Origin of the sequence: Brevibacterium sp. BDJS002 (genome assembly GCF_028201555.1) — a bacterium.
GTDB classification, from domain to species: domain Bacteria; phylum Actinomycetota; class Actinomycetes; order Actinomycetales; family Brevibacteriaceae; genus Brevibacterium; species Brevibacterium aurantiacum.
The window spans coordinates 2611749-2627162 of the sequence record NZ_CP116392.1 but is presented as its reverse complement, the minus strand read 5'-3'; the positions used below and the strand labels follow the sequence as shown (position 1 = coordinate 2627162).

13 protein-coding genes are annotated in these 15414 nt (G+C 64.0%); 11 read left to right on the top strand and 2 right to left on the bottom strand.

Annotated features, from left to right (window positions below):
• Positions 1–12: 12 nt before the first annotated feature.
• Entirely contained in the window at positions 13–1491 is a 1479-nt protein-coding gene (locus PGC08_RS12255; RefSeq protein ID WP_271708501.1) for an aldehyde dehydrogenase family protein, read from the bottom strand.
• 1017 nt (positions 1492–2508) lie between these two features.
• On the bottom strand, positions 2509–3051 hold the full coding sequence (locus PGC08_RS12250; RefSeq protein ID WP_271708500.1) for a hypothetical protein: 543 nt from the start codon (positions 3049–3051) through the stop codon (positions 2509–2511).
• Between PGC08_RS12250 and PGC08_RS12245 the strand changes: the two genes are divergently transcribed.
• The 11 genes from PGC08_RS12245 to PGC08_RS12195 are packed head-to-tail and all read left to right on the top strand — an operon-like array spanning position 3037 to position 15385.
• Positions 3037–4731 (top strand): hypothetical protein, encoded by a 1695-nt coding sequence (locus PGC08_RS12245; RefSeq protein WP_271708499.1) that lies wholly within the window; start codon positions 3037–3039, stop codon positions 4729–4731. The genes PGC08_RS12250 and PGC08_RS12245 overlap by 15 nt on opposite strands.
• Positions 4728–5762: an HAD-IIA family hydrolase gene (locus PGC08_RS12240; protein ID WP_271708498.1), complete on the top strand. Its 1035-nt coding sequence runs from the start codon at positions 4728–4730 to the stop codon at positions 5760–5762. The genes PGC08_RS12245 and PGC08_RS12240 overlap by 4 nt, the downstream gene beginning before the upstream one ends.
• On the top strand, positions 5755–5982 hold the full coding sequence (locus PGC08_RS12235) for a hypothetical protein (RefSeq protein ID WP_069600344.1): 228 nt from the start codon (positions 5755–5757) through the stop codon (positions 5980–5982). The genes PGC08_RS12240 and PGC08_RS12235 overlap by 8 nt, the downstream gene beginning before the upstream one ends.
• Positions 5979–6782 (top strand): TlyA family RNA methyltransferase, encoded by an 804-nt coding sequence (locus PGC08_RS12230; RefSeq protein ID WP_271708497.1) that lies wholly within the window; start codon positions 5979–5981, stop codon positions 6780–6782. Before PGC08_RS12235 ends, PGC08_RS12230 begins: the two co-directional genes overlap by 4 nt.
• Positions 6779–7720 carry an NAD kinase gene (locus tag PGC08_RS12225; RefSeq protein ID WP_271708496.1) on the top strand — a complete coding sequence of 314 codons (942 nt, stop codon included), beginning with the start codon at positions 6779–6781 and terminating at the stop codon, positions 7718–7720. Before PGC08_RS12230 ends, PGC08_RS12225 begins: the two co-directional genes overlap by 4 nt.
• On the top strand, positions 7721–9424 hold the full coding sequence (gene recN / locus PGC08_RS12220) for a DNA repair protein RecN (protein ID WP_096146996.1): 1704 nt from the start codon (positions 7721–7723) through the stop codon (positions 9422–9424).
• A gap of 15 nt (positions 9425–9439) precedes the next feature.
• Positions 9440–10678 carry a putative cytokinetic ring protein SteA gene (gene steA / locus PGC08_RS12215; protein WP_009883074.1) on the top strand — a complete coding sequence of 413 codons (1239 nt, stop codon included), beginning with the start codon at positions 9440–9442 and terminating at the stop codon, positions 10676–10678.
• On the top strand, positions 10671–11621 hold the full coding sequence (locus PGC08_RS12210; protein ID WP_096161101.1) for a copper transporter: 951 nt from the start codon (positions 10671–10673) through the stop codon (positions 11619–11621). The genes steA and PGC08_RS12210 overlap by 8 nt, the downstream gene beginning before the upstream one ends.
• 1 nt (position 11622) lies before the next feature.
• Complete coding sequence (locus PGC08_RS12205) at positions 11623–12492, top strand: hypothetical protein (protein ID WP_271708495.1); 870 nt, start codon at positions 11623–11625, stop codon at positions 12490–12492.
• The gene (murJ, locus tag PGC08_RS12200; protein WP_271708494.1) at positions 12489–14222 is read left to right on the top strand and encodes a murein biosynthesis integral membrane protein MurJ; all 1734 of its coding nucleotides are present in this window, start codon (positions 12489–12491) and stop codon (positions 14220–14222) included. The genes PGC08_RS12205 and murJ overlap by 4 nt, the downstream gene beginning before the upstream one ends.
• Positions 14219–15385: a glycosyltransferase family 4 protein gene (locus PGC08_RS12195; RefSeq protein WP_271708493.1), complete on the top strand. Its 1167-nt coding sequence runs from the start codon at positions 14219–14221 to the stop codon at positions 15383–15385. The genes murJ and PGC08_RS12195 overlap by 4 nt, the downstream gene beginning before the upstream one ends.
• Positions 15386–15414: the final 29 nt, after the last annotated feature.

Below are 15414 nucleotides of genomic sequence, written 5' to 3'. Positions count from 1 at the left end.
TTCTGACTCTCCTTATTTGCTGTGATCGGGGAACCAGCCGGTGACGGCGGGCTCGAGGTTCTGGTAGATGTGCTTGGCTTCCTGGTATTCGGCCAGACCGGTCGGTCCCAGCTCGCGTCCGGAGCCTGACTGCTTGTATCCGCCCCACTCGGCCTGCGGCAGGTAGGGGTGGAAGTCGTTGATCCAGATGGTTCCGTGGCGAAGGCGCTGGGCGACCAGCTGGGTCTTGCCGGCATCCTGGCTCCAGACCGCACCGGCGAGACCGTAGTAGGTGTCGTTGGCGATCTCGACGGCCTCGTCGACCGTGGAGAAGGTCTCTACGGTGACGACTGGGCCGAAGGCTTCGTCGGAGACAACGGACATTCCGCGCTTGACCTGGTCGAGGATGGTGGGCAGGTAGTAGTAGCCCTTTTCCAGTTCGCCTTCGCCCCATGTGCCGCCGCAGCGCACACGAGCGCCTTCGGCGACGCCCTTGTCGACGTAGGCGGTGACCTTGTCGCGGTGGGCTGCGGAGATGAGCGGTCCGGTTTCGGCGTTGTCATCGAAGGGTCCGCCGAGGCGGATCTGCTGAGCACGCTCGACAAGGCGGTCGACGAACTTCTCGGCGATCGATTCTTCGACGATGAGACGGGCACCTGCAGAGCAGACCTGACCGGAGTGGACAAATGCGGCGTTGAGCGCGTTGTCGACAGCGGCCTCGAAGTCGGCATCGGCGAAGACGACGTTCGGGTTCTTGCCGCCGAGTTCGAGGGCGATCTTCTTCACGGTTGCTGCTGCGTTGGCTGCGAGCAGGCGTCCCGTGACCAGGCCACCGGTGAAGGAGACCATGTCGATGTCCTCATGTGTCGACAGCGGTGCTCCTGCATCGGCGCCGGCGCCGAGGATCAGGTTGCCCACACCTGCGGGCAGTCCCAGCTCTTCGAGCACCTGCATCGTCAGGATCGCCGTGTGCGGGGTGAGCTCGGCGGGCTTGAGGATGAACGTGTTACCGGCTGCCAGGCACGGTGCGATCTTCCATGCGGCCTGCAGCAGCGGGTAGTTCCACGGTGTGATGAGAGCGCAGACGCCGACTGGTTCGTGGACGATGCGGCTGGCGACGGTGTCGGTTCCGGCGTCGACGACGCGGCCTGCATCATTGGCGGCAAGCTTGCCGAAGTAGTCGAAGCAGTTGGCGATATCGTCCATGTCGATCTCGGACTCGACGTAGCGCTTGCCGGTGTCAAGGGACTCGGCACGAGCGAACTCGGCCTTGCGCTCACGCAGGACCGAAGCGAACTTGAGGAGAAGGTCGCCTCGTTCGCTGGCGGGCACGCTTGCCCAGACGCCCGAGTCATAGGCTCGACGTGCGGCAGCGATTGCGAGTTCGGTGTCAGCTGGACTGGCTTCGTCCACCTCGGCGACGAAGCTGCCGTCGGCAGGATTATGGATCTCTCTGATCCCGCCATTCTGGGCCGAAACCCACTGTCCATCGATGAAAAGCGTGTTGGGCACGATGTCTCCTATTCCTTGATGGTGAAAGTCGTTGAGATTGAGTTCGAGATTGGCCAGTCCACTGTTGTGGGCGGGGGAGTCAGAACTGTGAGCATGCCTCCTCTTTCCGCTGGTGGTGGCGCTTCCGATAGCCACGATATGCGAACAGGGGCATCCGATGCTTAATCGAATGAACCGGATCACAGAAAGCGGGCGTCAGAAGGCGCCTATGGGGGACTGAGCAGTATGGGTTGCCGACACTCGTATGACCGCGGGTGGGCTCGGGACTGTATGCAATCTCGGTATCGCGTCGAGCGCTCTCCGTCGTTCCGGGCTCGGCGGCTACGGTGACAATGAGCACAAATGTCGGAAGTAAGTTACCGGTATAGATCGGACTGGCAATCGTGGTGTGGTGACTGAAATGATGTTGGCCATTTGCAGGTGCATACCGAATGCATTTAATTGCCGCTGTAGTTTGGCGCGATGATAATGCAATTGATGTGGGCGAGCACAAGGAATTGACCATCATGCTCGAATCCTCAACACCAGGCTTCATCAATCCTCTACTGACCTCGATGAGATGACCGTACGTCTCCGCAGGCCACTGCCAGCGGGACGGTTCGCCACGATTCTAACAGAGCGTTTGTAAACGTCCCCAGGGCTTTGTCGGACCCAAACTCCTAATAGGAGTGGCGTCGGTCTAATCGTTCGCCGACGGCTTGCGTGGTCGATCGGGGCTGCGGGCAGCCCGTCGGATACTTTTCCTCGACCAGGACTCATGCGGCTTATGAGAGCTTATCGGCTCTGTTGCTGTGCTCGGTTCACCATAAATACGTGTTCCCACGCACAGGACTTACCCGTTTCGAGTGGACTAGAATGGTGCGGAATCATTGAAAAGACTTTATAGGGAGAATCGTGGCCCCAGGGGATTCGCGAGACAGCCAGCACAACCGCCGTTCGGACGGCGGGCGCCGCTCAGATCGCGACAGCAATCACAATCGTCGACAGGACTCTCACCAGTCCAGGGACGAGCGCGGGTCACGTAACTCCGATCGTCGCGACGACCGCCGAGGCGGCTACCAAGGTAACCGTTCCAGCGACGGTGAACGTCGCGGTGGTTATCAGGGCAACCGTTCTAACGATGGTGAACGTCGTAGCTTCGGTGGTGATCGTCGCAATGACGGTGAGCGTCGTGGAGGCTACCAACGTAACCGTTCGAACGATGGCGAGCGTCGCGGCGGTTACCAGGGCAATCGCTCTAACGATGGTGAGCGTCGCAGCTTCGGCGGCGACCGTCGCAATGACGGTGAGCGCAGTGGAGGCTATCAGGGCAATCGCTCCAATGATGGCGAGCGTCGTGGTGGATACCAGGGAAACCGCAGCAACGACGGTGAACGTCGTGGTGGATACCAGGGAAACCGCAGCAACGACGGTGAACGTCGTGGTGGTTACCAGGGTAACCGTTCCAACGATGGTGAGCGCCGTGGCGGGTACCAGGGCAACCGCTCCAATGATGGTGAGCGTCGCGGTGGTTACCAGGTAACCGCTTCCAAGATGGTGAACGCCGTGGCGGATAGTCAAGCAATACGTTCCAACGATGGTGAACGTCGCGGTGGTTACCAGGGCAATCGCTCCAATGACGGTGAACGTCGCGGTGGTTACCAGGGCAATCGCTCCAATGACGGTGAACGCCGTGGGGGCTACCAGGGCAACCGCAGCAACGATGGTGAGCGCCGTGGCGGGTACCAGGGCAACCGCTCCAATGATGGTGAGCGTCGCAGCTTCAGCGGTGACCGTCGGGACGATCGTCGTGGGGGATACCAGGGCGATCGCCGTAATGACCGCGGAGGAGACCGACGCCGTGAAGGCGGCGGCAGCGATCGCGGTGGATTCGGTCGCAACAACAACGACCGTAGGGCCGTTCGGTCAACCGACACCGGTGAATACGCACGCGAGCAGCGTGCCCGTCGTCCGCGGATCCAAGAACCGCCGATCCCCGAAGAGGTCACCGGCAAGGAGCTCGACAAGGAGCTGTTGGGCCAGCTGCGTTCCCTCGACAAAGAGAATGCTGCGGCAGTTGCCAAGCATCTCGTCTCCGCCGGAGGATTCCTGGACGTCGATCCGGAACGCGCCTACGAACACGCAAAGGCAGCCATGGCTCGCGCGGGTCGCGTCGGTCTCGTCCGAGAAGCCCTCGGCATTGCCGCCTACCACGTGGAGAAGTACGACGAGGCGGTGCGCGAACTGCGCACTCACCGTCGCATCTCCGGTTCGGACGACAACATCGCGCTCATCGCCGATGCCGAACGTGGCCGTGAGAAGCCTCAGAAGGCACTTGAACTGTTCGAGTCGGCAGCAGAGCTCGACCTCGACAACGATGCTCGCACCGAACTCGTCATCGTGGCCGCCGGAGCGAAATCGGACCTCGGCGATCTCAAGGGCGCACGCGCTCTGATCGAAGCCGAGGACTTCACCCAGAAGCCAAGCGGTGCATTGGTGCGACTGATGGCCGCATATTCCGAAGTGCTGCGCCTGCACGGAGAAACCGAGATGGCCGACAAGTACGAGGAGCTTTCGCGTCGCACTGCCAAGGCCACGGGCACTCTCTTCGGGGACGAAGAGCCAGACCCCAACCTCGGCGTGGAAATCGAGACCGTCGAAGAGATCGAAGATGACGAGCCTGCCTCACTCGACGATGCTCCTGCTGAGGCTGAGTACGGCTCGGCACACGATGCTGATGCTGTTGGCATGGCTGACGTTGACAACAGGGACGCTGCAGAACTCGAAGACGCTGAGTTCGACGATGCCGAGACCGAACTTTCGACCGCGGCTGGTTCAGGCGCCGACGATGTCGATTTCGACGACGCAGACGCTGAGGGTGCGGGCGAAGCAGAGTTCGACGAGGACGCTGGCGACGCCGAGGCCGACGATTCCCCTACAGCCAGCCTCGTCGCAGACAACGCCATCACAGATGCCGTTGCTGACGCGGCTGGAGACGATCACGTTCCGGCGAAGTCGAAGACGCACGTCTCAGAGAAGGAACTGAAGAAGGTCAAGGTCTCTGACGAGGAGATCGAAGCTGAACTCGACGAACTTCTCGAGGACGCCGAGGAAAGCGCCGCTTCCGATGAGGAGACTTCCGAGACCTCCGACGAAGAAGCTCACGCGGAACCCGAAGAATCGGGCACGAGCCTCAAGCCTGCAGACAACGCGAGCTCAGAGGAGACGAACGTCTCGTATCGGCTGAACGGTCATCAGTGACGCCAGTCGCCAATGCAGCAGCACTAGTCGATCGACGTGCGCCTGAGGAATCGGGCGCACCGATCGACTGTGTGCTGTTCGACCTCGACGGCGTTGTCTACCACGGTCCGGAACCGATCTCCGGAGCCGTGGAGGGCATCAACTTCCTCCACGATCAGTCCATCCCCGTCAGCTATGTGACGAACAATGCCACCCGCACCGCCGAGGTGGTGGCCGAGCACATCTCCACGCTGGGAATCAGCACGACAACGGCTGAGGTGACCACCTCGGCGCAGGTGCTGGCGGGGAAGCTCGCCGCGAAGTTCGGGACCGGCGCACTCATCTACCTGGTGGGCACCACCGGACTGGCAACCGCGCTGGAATCCGAGGGCCTGCGGGTCACACGCACCCTCGATGATGGCCCAGTGGCCATCGCCCAGGGGCTCGACCCGGAGATCTCCTATCAGCGGATCGTGGCCGCCTGCGAGGCCATCACTGCAGGCATCGAATGGTGGGCAACCAACCCCGACTATTCGATGGTCGGGCCCAGGAGCCGAGTCCCAGGCAATGGGGCATTCATCGACATGCTCTCCAAACTCACCGGTGCTCAACCGACCGTCGTCGGCAAACCCTCTCCGCACATGATGGAATTCGCAGCCCACAGGTGCGGAGCCCAACGACCCCTCATGGTCGGCGATCGTCTCGACACCGACATCGAAGGCGGCAACTCGGCCGGATTCGAAACCGCACTCGTCCTCACCGGCGTCCACGACATCCACGATGCACTCCACGCGAGTTCCGAGCTGCGCCCCACCTACATCCTGCCCAGCCTGCGGAGCCTGCCGAGGCTCATCGCCGGCAGCGCGCAACCAGCGTCGGACGCGACTCCGGGGCCGGCAGCATGTCAGATCGTCGACGGTGAACTCCGTGTGGACGAGTCTGCCCAGGACAGTGTTTCAACGGTCGAGAGCGCACTCCGATTAGCATGGGAGGCGATGGACCGCGGCGAGGACGTGGCTCCAGGGAATCTGCCACGGAGGATCCATGACTGAACCGAGCCACGAGCCACAGCAGCCTGCCGCACCGACTCCAGCGCCGGCACCCGGACCGACACCCGCACCAGGACCGACGCCGGCCTCGGTCAACGGTGATGTGCCGGTCGAAGCCTGGCGTCGCGACCTCGAACAGATCGGCGAGGCACCCAGTGCCGAACGGCACGAACAGCTTTCCGCACTCCTCGATGACCTCGACTCGCAGGTGAGTTCATTGTGAGCAGACTCGACCGCGAACTGGTCGAACGGGAACTGATCGCCACACGCTCCCGTGCGGCAAGAGAGATCGCCGCCGGACGCGTCAGCGTCAACGGCCACACAGTGTCGAAGCCCTCGCAACTTGTGTCCGACTCCGATGAGCTCAGCGTCACAGAACCCGACCCGTGGGTGGCACGCAGTGCCCACAAACTCCTCGGCGCGCTTGAATCATTCTCAATCGATGACGTCACAGGACTGACCGCACTCGACGCGGGCGCCTCCACCGGAGGCTTCACACAGGTCCTGCTCCACCGCGGCGCAGCAGAGGTCTGGGCCGTTGACGTCGGACACGACCAGTTCGATGCCGGACTCCGCGAGGATCCTCGTATCCACGTCCGGGAAGGCCTTAACCTCCGCGAGCTCGCCGACTCCGACGTACCGCAGGTCGACCTGGTCGTCGCCGACGTGTCCTTCATCTCCCTGCGCCTCCTGCTGGCCCCGCTGCTGGCAGCCACACGACCCACTGGTGAACTGCTCCTCATGGTCAAACCCCAATTCGAACTCGCCCGAGGCGCACTCGACAAACACGGGGTCGTGGCGACCGCGACCAAACGGCGCCGCGCCCTGGACTCCGTCCTCGCCGGCATCAGCGAACACGAGGCTCGCGTAACCGACATCGCGCCCTCCGTCCTCCCAGGTCCGAGCGGAAACCGGGAGTATTTCCTGCGTGTTCGACCAGGGAAAACACGAACCGAGTCCGATAGGCTCAACGAGGCGGACATCGAAACCCATCTGGATCAGATCATGAGAGGAGAGCCGTGAGCCGACACATCATGGTGCTGCTGCACCCCCAGCGCGAGGAATCAGCAGTGGCAGCAGTGAGCGTGTGGAAGGCGCTCCTCGACGACGGAATCACCCCAGTCGTCCTCGACGAAGAGGTCCTCAACTTCGCCGAACGCAGCTCCCACGCCGACGTGCAGCAGGAGCTGCTCAGCCGCTGCGAGGTCATCGACCCAGCCGAGCTGGCGATCTGGAAGACCAGATGCGAACTCGTCATCGTCTTAGGCGGCGACGGCACGATCCTGCGCGCGGCCGAACGCTTCCACGGGTCCGGCGTACCGCTCATGGGCGTCAACCTCGGGCATGTGGGATTCCTCGCCGAAAGCGAGAGAGAGGACCTCGCCGAGGCGGTCCACCGAGCTTCCCAACGTGACTACCTCGTCGAGGAGCGCCTCGCACTCGACGTCACCGTCTGGCACGAAGGGGAGGCGATCTACAACGCCTGGGCCCTCAACGAAGCCACCATCGAAAAGACCTCCAAGGCCCGCATGATCGACGTCGTCCTCGGCGTCGACGCCCGCCCTGTGTCCTCCTTCGGCTGTGACGGAGTGATCTTGGCGACGCCGACCGGATCGACCGCCTACGCGTTCTCTGCCGGTGGACCCATAGTCTGGCCCGAGGTCGAAGCACTGCTGCTCATCCCGATCTCAGCCCACGCCCTCTTCACCGAACCTCTCGTCGTCAACCCCGACTCCCGCCTCGGCGTGGAGATCTCCCCACGCAACCCCGACTTCTCAGCAGTCCTGTGGTGCGACGGACGCAGAGCCCTGGAGCTGCCCGCCGGGGCACGGATCGAAGCCAAGCGCTCACAGTCCCCGATCAAACTGGCCCGGCTGCACACCGGTCCCTTCACCGATCGATTGGTGGCGAAGTTCCGACTGCCCGTCTCCGGTTGGCGGGGACCGATCGAGGAGGCGTAGATGATTTCCGAACTGAGGATCTCCCACCTCGGCGTGATCGCCGAAGCAGAGGTCGAACTCTCCACAGGCTTCACCGTCGTCACCGGTGAGACCGGTGCCGGCAAGACGATGTTCGTCTCAGCACTGAGCCTGCTCATGGGCCGCAAGGTCGGTTCCGGAGTGGTCCGCAAGGGAGCCGAGAAGGCCGAGGTCGAAGGCATCTTCTCCTCCGTCACCGACTCCGTGCGCTCCCGCATCGAAGAGGCAGGCGGCAGCGCCGAAGACGAAGCGATCATCTCCCGCACCGTGGCCCAGAAGGGCCGCGCCCGCGCCACCGCCGGCGGACGCACCGTCCCCATCTCCGTGCTCACCGAGATCTCCGATGAGCTCATCACCCTGCACGGACAGTCCGAACAGCTGCGACTCAAAGGCCCCGCCCAACAGCGGCAGCTCCTCGACGCAGCCGGCGGCCCCGAACTCGAAGCAGTGGCCAAGAAATACCACGCAGCATTTGAGAACTGGCGCGAGACCCAGACCAAGGTCGCCCGCATCAAGGACAGCACCGCTGCCAGGCGGGAGAGGATCCTATGGCTCAACGGCTGCCTCGAGGCCATCGACAAGGTGCGCCCGGTTCCAGGCGAAGACGAAGCCCTGACCGCGCAGGCCGCGAAACTCGGTGCCGCCGCCGAGATCACGCAGGCCGTCGGCAGCGCCCACGACCTCCTGCTCGGCAGCGAACTCGACGACGCCGGTGCTGCCGTCGACCACGTACACCAGGCGATCAGCGCCCTGTCCGACGTCGAATCCGCGGACCCGGAACTGGCCCGCATCAAGGCCGCCCTCAACGACGCCGTCCTGCGCCTGTCCGACTCCGCCGCGGAGCTCAGCTCCTACCTCACCGGATTCGACGAACTGGGGGAGACCTCACTGGAAGAGACCGAGGCCCGCAGAGCCGAACTCGGATCCTTGGCAGCCTACGGCCAGAACGTGACCGAAGTCCTCGACTTCGAAACCCGATCAGCTCAGGAACTGGCAGAACTCGAAGCCGATGACCGCGACCTCGACCAGCTCGACGCCGAACTCGACGAAGCCCACAGCGCAATGGTCGAGGCCGCACGCGGACTGACCGAGATCAGAACGGCCACCGCCGCCTCGTTTTCCCGCGCCGTGAGCGCAGAACTGGCAGCCCTGTCGATGCCGAAGGCCCAGGTGACGTTCGAACTCACCGACCGAGAACCGGCAGCCCACGGCTGTGACGACGTGCGACTGACCTTCGCTCCGCACGACTCCTCGGCCGGAGACGACATCGGCAAGGTCGCCAGCGGCGGTGAGCTCTCACGCGTGATGCTCGCCATCGAAGTCGTCCGCGCGGCAGGGGAGGCCATCCCCACCTACGTCTTCGACGAAGTCGATGCCGGTGTCGGCGGCAAGGCCGCCATCGAGATCGGGCGACGACTGGCGAAGCTGGCCGAGAACGCCCAAGTCATCGTCGTCACCCACCTGCCGCAGGTCGCGGCCTGGGCCGACACCCACGTGACCATCGTCAAGGACGATGACGCCGAGACCGTGATGTCCGGGGTCAGAGAACTCAGCGAGGACGAACGGGTCATCGAACTCTCACGGATGCTGGCAGGCATGGAGGACTCCTCCTCAGCAAAGGCCCATGCAGCCGAACTGCTGGACTCGGCCCGGCAGGTCAAGACCGGCTCAGCTGCGCTGACATGAGAGAATAGGCTCACCATGAGAGCGCGTAGAACCCGGGAGAAGCACATAGTCCCGACCAGGTCAGGCCCGGCTCCCGCCAGGCTCGACCGGCGGACGAAAGACCTCACCAAACGGCTGAGCGCAGGCGATATCGCAGTCATCAAACACGGCGACATCGACCGGATCTCCGCCGAGGCGCTCGTGGCCTGCAAACCTGCAGCCGTCATCAACGCAGACAAATCGATCTCCGGACGCTACCCCAACCTGGGACCGGGAATCATCGTCGACGCGGGCATCCCCCTCCTCGACGCCACCGGGCCCGAGATCTTCGACCTAGTCGACGAGAACGCTCAGATCAGAATCTCCGATGACACCGTGTTCCTCGATGAGAAGGAGATCGCCACCGGCATCGTCCAGACCTCGGAGACGATCGCGGAGGATATGCACGCAGCCGAAGCCGGAATGAACTCCGTGCTCGTGGACTTCGTCGACAACACGATCGAATACATCCGCAAGGACTCCGACCTCCTCTCGGCCGAGCTCGTCGTCCCCGAGGTGGCCACGAAGTTCGAGGGCCGACACGTCCTCATCGTCGTCCGCGGCTATCACTACAAAGAGGATCTCGCGATCCTCGGTTCCTACATCCGCGAATACCGTCCGCTCCTCGTCGGAGTCGACGGCGGGGCCGACGCCATCATCGAGGCCGGCTACAAGCCCGACATGATCGTCGGCGACATGGACTCCGTCTCCGACACCGCGCTGACCTCCGGAGCCGAAATCGTCGTCCACGCCTACCGGGACGGAAACGCTCCGGGAACCGAGCGCGTTCACTCCCTCGGCGTCGACTGCGTCGCCTTCGCCGCCTCCGGCACCAGCGAGGACATCGCCATGCTGCTGGCCGACGACAAAGGTGCCGACCTGATCGTGGCCGTGGGCACCCACGACACCGTGATGGAGTTCCTCGACAAGGGGCGCAAGGGCATGGCCTCGACATTCATCACGCGACTGCGGGTGGGCTCGAAGCTCATCGACGCCAAGGGCGTGTCCCTGCTGTACCGACAGAGGATCTCCAGCCTGCAGCTGAGCGTCCTGATCATCGCTGGTCTCGTCGCACTCGGTGTGGCCCTGTTTGCGACCGCTGCCGGCCAGACCCTCATCGGGCTCATCGGAGCCCAACTCGACGGGGTCTTCGGATGGATCGGCTCCCTGTTCGGCGGCGACCCTGCTGCATCTTCAGAATCTGCCAGCATCATTCAAGGACTGACCAGTGATTGATTTTCGTTACCACCTCGTCTCCCTCGTTTCGGTCTTCCTCGCCCTGGCGGTGGGGATCGTCCTGGGCGCCGGACCGCTGAAGGAGCCGATCGGTGAGTCCCTGCAGAGTCAGGTCGACTCACTGCGGGCCGACCGTGACGACCTGCGCGCGAAGATCGATGCCGCCAACGGCAACATCGACAAGCAGAACGACTTCGTGACCTCCGCCGCCCCCGAACTCATCGGCGACACACTCGAAGGTAAGGACGTCAGCATCATCGGTGCACCCAACGCCGACCCCGAGCAGGTCGAAGAGGTCACCAACCGGATCAAGGAAGCAGGCGGCAAGATCGGCGGAGACGTCTCCTTCGTCGACAACACCCTGTCGCTGGCGGACTCCGAAGAGTTCCTCAAGATCCTGCGGGCCTCGGTTCCGAGTCTGCCCAAGGACGATTCGACAGCACTGCGGGCCGCCCTCGTCATCGCCCTGACCGGCAACGCCTCGATGCTCGAGGACAGCGAGGACCGGGACGCTGCGGAGAAGAAGTCCTCCGGAATCTTCGATGCCTTCGTCGACGCGGGCCGACTGCGCACCGACACCGACCACAAGCCCACCCCGCTCTTCGTCGTTATCGATGACGAGAACTCAAAGCTCGCCGACGAGACCGAACCCAGTCCCGAAGCGACCGATGACAAGGCCAACCGGACCCTCATCACCGACTTCGTCAATGCGCTGACCTCGGACTCGAAGTCCGTGGTCGTGGCAGGAGACGCCGGTTCGGCCCAGAACGGACTCGTCTCGATCCTCCGGACGGAGAAGTCGCGGGCCAGCACCGTCGACGGACTCGGCCTGGGAGCGGGCGCCGTCATCACTGTGCGAGCCCTTGCTGCAGGCGAAGCCGGAACCCACGGCCACTACGGGTTCTCCGATGACGCCGAAGAGATCATGCCCGGAAAGGACTGAGATGATCCGCTCACTCGTCAGCTCCGCCGTCGCCGGACTTGTCGGCTACACGGCGACCAGAGCCATCCTCAACTCGAAGCTGCGCACCCATGACAAGGTGGTGCGCACCAACCATGCCGGAAATGACGTCTCTCTCGTCGAAGGTCCGGCCGTCACCGCGGGACTGGTCGCGGGCAGTCTCCTCATCGAAGAACCACGCCAGCGCGCGGCCACTCTGCTGGTGACCACCGTTTCCGGCGGCCTGGGTGCGGTCGATGACTTCCTCGAATCCGGGGATTCGAAGGGACTGCGTGGCCATCTCGAGGCTCTGTCCCGCGGCGAGATCACCACCGGTGCGATCAAGGTCATCGGCATCCCCATGGCCTCGATCGCCGCAGCGACGATCCTGCGCACCGGTCGAAACAACCACGGGCTGTTCTCTTCCCATCGGACGACCGCAGCCCAGACATGGTGGGGGTCCACGGTCGACGTCGTCGTCACCGGGGGAGTCATCGCCGGCACCGCGAACCTGTTCAATCTGCTCGATCTGCGCCCCGGACGTGCGCTCAAGGCGGGACTGCTGACGTTGGCCTTCATGCCCCACAGACATGGCCTGACCTGGGCACCCGGTGCGGCCATCGCCGGGGCCAGCACGGCGGCCTGGCCCGATGACCTCGACGGTGCCGTCATGCTCGGCGACACCGGCGCCAACGCACTCGGTGCGGCTCTGGGCACGATCCTGGTCGAGAACTCCACGGCCAAGCAGCGTGCGCTGGTTCTCACCGGACTGGTCGGTCTCACCCTGCTCAGCGAGAAGGTCTCCTTCACCTCGATCATCGAATCCACTCCGGGACTGCGAGAGATCGACGCCTTCGGCCGCGAGGTCGTGTGAATAAGCTGGTTCGAGTCTTCGCCTCCGCGGCGCTGCTCGTCTCGGTCATCACCCTCTTCACCCGACTCGTCGGGTTCCTGAGGTGGCTCGTATTCTCGCCCAATGTGGGCGCCGGGTCGGTCGGCAACGCCTACCAGACCGCGAACCTGGTCCCCAACATCCTCTTCGAAGTCGTCGCAGGTGGTGCCCTGGCGGGTGCCGTCATCCCTCTGCTCGCGATTCCTCTGGCCCGATCGGACAAGGAGACGGCAGGTCGGATCGCCTCGGCGCTGCTGACCTGGGCAGTATCAGTGACGCTGCCGTTGAGCATCATTCTCGCGGTCTTCGCGCACCCGATCGCAAGCCTGCTGATCGGCACCGATGTCGACAAGACAGCGCAACTCGAGGCGACTGTCGTGTTCCTGCTCATGTTCTCGCCCCAACTGGTGCTCTACGGCATCGGGGCCGTGCTCACCGGTGTGCTCCAGGCGCATCGAAAGTTCATCTGGCCGGCCTTTGCGCCGCTGCTCTCAAGCCTCGTCGTCATCGGCTGCTACATCGCCTACAACATGGTCGGCGGCTCCGACGAATCCTGGCGGGACCACATCGGCTGGCTGGGCTGGGGCACGACCATCGGCGTCGCAGCCCTGGCGCTGCCGCTGGCCCTGCCCATGCGCACCACCGGACTGCGCATCAGGCCCACCTGGAGTTTCCCACCCGGAGTCGCTCATCGGGCTCTTCGGCTGGCCGGTGCAGGCATGGCGGCGCTGCTGGCACAGCAGGCCGCGATGTTGGCAACCATGCTCCTGTCGAACCATTCCGGTGGCGAGGGTACTTTCGTTCTCTTCAGCTACATCAACGCCGTCTATCTTCTGCCCTACGGTGTCCTCGCGGTGACAGTCGCCACGGTGGTCTTCCCATCCCTGTCGTCCTGGGTCGCTCGTTCCAAAGACCCCGATGCCAGCGATACGGATAGAGGCAATGCCGGAGTTCAACTGCGACGTCTGACCTCGACGACAACCGCGCTGATCATCAGTATCGGTCTGCTGGGCACGGTCATCCTCGTCAGCGCGGCAGGGCCTCTGCAGACGTTCTTCACCGCCATCGATGCCGCAGGCGAAGGCGGAGATGCGCCCTTCGACGCAATGAGTCAGGCGATCATGGTCATGGCTCTTGCGGTGCCTGGCTGGTCCTTCGTCGCCTGGGGCACCCGCGTGTTCTACGCGCTGGAACATTCGCGTCATTCAGCGGTGGCGACGACGACTGGCTGGTTGCTTGTCATCGTCGGAATGCTGTTGGCAGTCTTGGTCATCAACGCCGACGGCGATGACGGGCTGACGCTGGTCTCCATCTGCATCGGCTACGCAATCGGCATGAGCGTCGCCGGAGGTTTCCTGCTGACCTCGATGCGGCGGGTGCTGGGGCCTGCCGGGCTCCATAGAGTGCTGCGCCGAGGCCTGCTGTCTCTGGTTGCCGCTGCTCTCGCGTCGGTTGCCGGCGCGCTGGTCTCGCATTGGTTGGCGGGGCCTGTGGGCATCGACGCACTGTCCTCGGTGGCCAACGGCGTGATCTCCGCGCTCATCGGCTGCGCGATCTTCGCAGCGATCGTCGTCCTCGACAAAGGGTTCATCTCCGAGGTGCGAACGGTGCTCGCCGGTCGCCGAGGTGGCCCCGACCTGGCCGAACAGACTGACCCTGCCGTCCAGGCCGCCCCACCGATCACTCCCAAAGAGAATGAGGATGAGAGATGAGAATCGTCTACGTGCTCGGTACATCGACCGGGGGAGTCGGCACCCATGTGAAGGCCCTGGCCAGAGATGTCGCCGCGGCCGGCCATGAGATCGGAATCATCGGACCCGCCTCCACCGACGAACACTTCGGTTTCTCCTCATTGCCCGGTGTTCGCTTCGCCGCCCTCGACATGGGCACCGGAATCGGTGTCCGTGATGCCGCGCTGATCATCCGCCTGCGCAGTCTCATCGGCAGCTTTGATGCCGATATCGTCCACGCTCACGGCTTCCGGGCCGGCTTCGTCGCTCTCCTGTCCGTCCGCACCGCTCGACGCCGTCCCCGCCTCATCATCAGCCTGCACAACCAGGCCAGCGGCCACGGCCTGCGCGGCACCGTCGAAACCGGCATCGAGACCCTGCTGGCCAAGGGCGCGGACCTGACGCTGGGGGCGAGCACCGACCTCGTGGACCGAACCCGAGAGCTCGGCGCCGTCGACGCCCGGTTCCTGCCCGTCGCGGCCCCGGAAGTTCACCCCGTCCCCGCCGAGGCTGTCCTGGCCACCCGTGCAGCCCTGGGCGAGGAATTCGGGTTCGGACCTGAGACCGTCATCGTGCTCGCCGTCGGGCGTGTCGCACCACAGAAGAACTACCCGATGCTGATCAGGGCGTTGGGCCACCTCGGCGATGCACAGGTATCAACTGTGGCCTCGGACCGAACGACACCGGAGCTTGTCGTCCTCATCGCGGGAGCCGCGGACCCCACCGTCCTCGACGAGGTGCGGGGGCAGTACGAGAGCCTCGCGGCCACCTCGGCGATTCCGGCTCTGCATTTCCTGGGCCCGCGTGATGACATCGCGGCACTCAATGCGGCCGCCGATCTCTACGTCCTCACCAGCGTCTGGGAAGCCCGTGCCCTCGTGCTGCAGGAGGCGCTGATCTCCGGGCAGGCCATCATCGCCACGAGCACCGGTGGAACGACGGAACTCGTCGGCGACGCGGGCATTCTCATCGACAGCGATGACGACACCGGACTGGCCGCAGCCATTGCCGAACTGGCCACCGATCCCACCGCCGGGCCGAACTGGCCGCACGCGCCCAGTCTCGTGGAGCGCAACTTCCCGATGAGAGGGAAGTGGCCAAAGAACTGGTGGGCATATACACGGAACTCATGCCCTCCCAGGTAGGGTAGAAGCAGCGTCGATCTAATGAAAAG

Coding starts and splice junctions, on each gene's coding strand:
- PGC08_RS12205 (WP_271708495.1), top strand. CDS start 11,623: ATGATCCGCTCACTCGTCAGCTCCGCCGTCGCCGGACTTGTCGGCTAC.
- PGC08_RS12195 (WP_271708493.1), top strand. CDS start 14,219: ATGAGAATCGTCTACGTGCTCGGTACATCGACCGGGGGAGTCGGCACC.
- steA (WP_009883074.1), top strand. CDS start 9,440: ATGAGAGCGCGTAGAACCCGGGAGAAGCACATAGTCCCGACCAGGTCA.
- recN (WP_096146996.1), top strand. CDS start 7,721: ATGATTTCCGAACTGAGGATCTCCCACCTCGGCGTGATCGCCGAAGCA.
- PGC08_RS12235 (WP_069600344.1), top strand. CDS start 5,755: ATGACTGAACCGAGCCACGAGCCACAGCAGCCTGCCGCACCGACTCCA.